Origin of the sequence: Chitinophaga sp. (genome assembly GCF_035538455.1) — a bacterium.
Classification (GTDB): Bacteria; Bacteroidota; Bacteroidia; order Chitinophagales; family Chitinophagaceae; genus Chitinophaga.
Map to the genome: position 1 here is coordinate 1 of NZ_DATLKJ010000223.1, position 3829 is coordinate 3829.

A 3829-nucleotide genomic window follows, 5' to 3' on the forward strand; every position below is an offset into this window, starting at 1 on the left:
GAATGATGGCAAGGCGAAGGTTAAGGCAGTAGCGCAGACGAGTATTTATGAATCTGCCGATGGAAGAAAGATAGGGAAGAAGATTGCATCGCTGGAAGGAGCGACAGTGAGTATTGATCCTGATAGCGCTGCTGCGGCAGATCTGAAGGTGAATATAAAGAACCCGGCACGCTGGTCGCCTGAACATCCGGCGTTATACATCGCACAGACTGTTATATCAGAAGAAGGTAAAACGGTGGATGTATACAATACCGTTTTCGGTATCCGGACCATACAAGTTACTGCCCGCAATGGTTTTCTGCTGAATGGCCAACGGGTGGAAATCAAGGGCGTATGCATGCATCATGACCTGGGTGCTATAGGTGCAGCTATCAATACTACCGCACTGCAACGTCAGCTCACCATTCTGAAGAGCATGGGATGTAACGCTATCCGCACTTCGCATAATCCGCCTGCTCCTGAGTTGCTGGAGCTGGCAGACCGTATGGGATTCCTGGTATGCGATGAAGCCTTTGACGCCTGGGTACATGGAAAACGTAAGAATGATTACAACCGGTTATTTGCTGAATGGCATGAGAAAGACCTCACAGCATTGATCCGCAGGGACCGCAACCATCCCTCTGTCATCATGTGGTCTGTAGGCAATGAAGTAATGGACCAGAGAAATGTTGCTGTAACAAAAGAACTGGCAGACATCGCGCACCGCACTGACCCGACACGGCCCGTTACCAATGCATACAATGACCCCAATGGCGGCAGAAGCAGCGGGGCTGCTATGGCCCTGGATATTATGGGCGTCAACTATTTCTTTTCAGAACAGTCAAAATGGGATAACGACAGCCGGTATAAGAACATGCCCACAATGGGTAGTGAAACATCCTCCTGCGTAAGCTCCCGTGGCGAATATTTCCTCGATACGCTATACCGTAACTGGCAGGTATCGTCTTATGATAACGCATGGCCGGGCTGGGGATGTTCACCTGATGAGCAATTCCGTATCCTCAGAAAATATCCGCATCTGCTGGGAGAGTTTGTATGGACAGGCTTCGATTACCTTGGTGAACCTACGCCCTATAATTCTGATGAAACCAACCTGCTCAACTTCAGAACAGATACAACAAAGCGACAACAACTGCAGGCAGCGCTGGAAGAACTTAAAAGGAAGAATCCGCCTTCGCGCAGCAGCTATTTCGGAATCATAGACCTCTGCGGCTTCCCGAAAGACAGGTTCTATAACTACCAGGCCAACTGGCGGCCCGACTTCCCCATGGCGCACCTGTTACCACATTGGAACTGGGAGGATAAAGCAGGAGATATTATACCGGTACATGTTTATACTTCCGGTGATAAGGCAGAACTGTTCCTCAACGGTAAGAGTCTTGGCGTAAAAGAAAAGAGACCTGGCACAGATTTCCGCCTGGTGTGGGACAGCGTTAAATACGTGCCCGGCGAGCTTAAAGTGGTAGCATATAAACAGGGGAAATACTGGGCGACGGATATTATAAGAACAGCGGGAGCGGCGAAGCAGCTGTTGCTGAAACCGGAAACAACAACTGTTGCCGGAGATGGCGTGGACCTTTGTTATATCACGGTACAGATAGCAGATCAGCAGGGTACTGTGGTACCGCAGGCTCATTCTGACTTACAGTTTAAGCTGGATGGTCCGGGTGAAATTGTGGCAACAGACAACGGTGATGCCGCCTCCCTGGTATCATTCAAAAGTCTTTCACGGCCGGCATATAATGGCTTTGCGCAGGTGATTGTGCGGGCACGGAAAGGGGCGACAGGAAATATGAAGGTGAGCGTTTCATCGCGGGGCCTGTCCGAAACAGCTGTGCGTATAAAAATCAGATAGTGTAAGCCTATAAAAAGATAAACCTCCGCTTCGACAGCGGAGGTTTATCTTTTTATAGGCTTACAGTGATGCTATTGCAGCTTTGATATTGGGTAATGGCCCTATGTGTCCGCCGGTACCCTGTGCAGTGCCGCTGTTGATCAGCACTTTCCTGATGGCCCTGGGAGCGAGCACACTGCCTCTGTTGGCCTTGTGCCAGGATTGTACGGCAATAACGGCAGATGCAACAATCGGTGTTGCGGAAGATGTGCCGGAGAACTGGTTAGTATAGGTGGCGTTCACGCCGCCGTTATACAGGTCGCCGTAACCGGAGCTGGCTACGGTCCAGTCGCCCCAGCCTTGCAGATGCACAGTGCTGCCGTAGGTGGAGAAGCTGGCTTTGTTGCGTCCTATTTTAGTGCCTGCGCCAACGATGATAGCGCCGTTATCACCGCGGGCCCTGTAGCTGGCATAGAAGGCATCATCCAGGTTCTGGTTGCCGTTGCCTGCTGCTGCTACTACCACAATACCAGAATCGGTGACCGCTTTGGTGATGTCCCATACAGCCTGGTTGTAATCCGCCGGAACATATTGTCCGCCCTGACCGCCGGTCTGCATTTCATACAGGAATACGTCGCCACGGCGGAGGTGGAGCAAGCCTTCTGCAATGCCGCCGGCTCTTCCCCTGACACGTTCGGATATAATAAAGCAGCTGTCGGCGCCATACACCATACCTGTTACGCCGAAATTGTTTTTGGCGCCCATCAGGATACCAGCTACTGCAGTACCATGATCTTTGAACTGATCATCGGGTGGTGGTAATATTTCCCTGCACCTGGTAGGAGCGAGGTCTTCATGATTTTTGTTGTAGCCCCATTCGATGTCGGCAATCCGGATGCCTGCACCGGTAACGCCGATAGACCATGCATACACGGCGTTGATGCCGCGCACATTGGGATTAGAGGAATCAGTATCATATTTATAATACTGTTTCCAGCCGAAATCGGGTGAAACGGGCGGGGGGGGCGGGGTTACGGCTTCCAGCGCCGCGTATTCCACCATATCCAGTTTCTCAAAATCTTCCGCGAGTTTCAGTACTTCGGAGGGCTGCATGTTGGCGGCTTCTTTCACATATAACAAGCCTCTGAATGCATAGCGGTTGAAAGTGCCCTGGGGTGGCGCAGCCTGGCGGCCCTGTTTCATTGCTGCTTTTTCCTGTGGCTCAAAAGGAAACACCTGGTCGTACGTAAAGGTGTTAATGCCTCCTGGTGTGCGGCCCAGTGTGGCGGCAGCTGCCCTGGCGGCGCTGTTGCCCTCAAATACGGGTTTGTTCTTTTCAATGTCCAGGATAGATGCCGCTTTGAATTTTACGAGCAGCCGGTAGCGGTCAACGCCCGGGTCGATATGGTTCTGGCCTTTGAGGCCGTTGGTGGCAGCAACCTGTTTTTCCTGATCAGGATTGCCGGCAGGTACATCCTGCACGCTCTTGGTACATCCTGCGATGATTGTACAGAGCGTAATGGCTAACAATAGACGATTTCTCATTTTTTGGTTGTTTTTGGTTTTATTGATGGATAGATAAGTGTACATGTGGGTTTTCGAATTGGTGTTGCTCACTGTAAAGGCAATAAATACCAGGCGCAAAACGGGCACAGGTATTTCCTATATACCAGGTTTCAATAAAAATGTTTAATAGCAGGGAAGATGGGTTTGAACAATTGGTACTTCGTACAGATATAGCCTTTGAATAATTGGTTGATCAATGGTTCGCTGAAACAGACTAAGCCATGCGTTTGGGTAAATGAATATACGAATTATTTGATTGTAAATCAGTATTGTCCGACTAAAATAAAAGAATAAAGCATAAAAAAAGGGGGCAAGCCCCCCAATAGTTTCTATGTTTGGGTTACCACACCTTAAACGTAAAAACTTGGATAAAGATAAAAAATTTACCGGACAGCCGATTTTATCACAGATCTTATCGGAGATTCCGCC

The 3829-nt window shown here is 49.8% G+C and carries 2 protein-coding genes; one reads left to right on the plus strand and one right to left on the minus strand.

The genetic code is table 11. The annotated features are described in order from the left end of the window. The coding region (locus VM802_RS26490) for a glycoside hydrolase family 2 TIM barrel-domain containing protein (protein ID WP_325536412.1) at positions 1–1855 on the plus strand (1855 nt) is incomplete at its 5' end. Between the two features lie 60 nt (positions 1856–1915). Here the strand turns inward: VM802_RS26490 and VM802_RS26495 are convergent. Further along, complete coding sequence (locus VM802_RS26495) at positions 1916–3379, minus strand: S8 family serine peptidase (protein ID WP_325536414.1); 1464 nt, start codon at positions 3377–3379, stop codon at positions 1916–1918. Between the last annotated feature and the right edge of the window lie 450 nt (positions 3380–3829).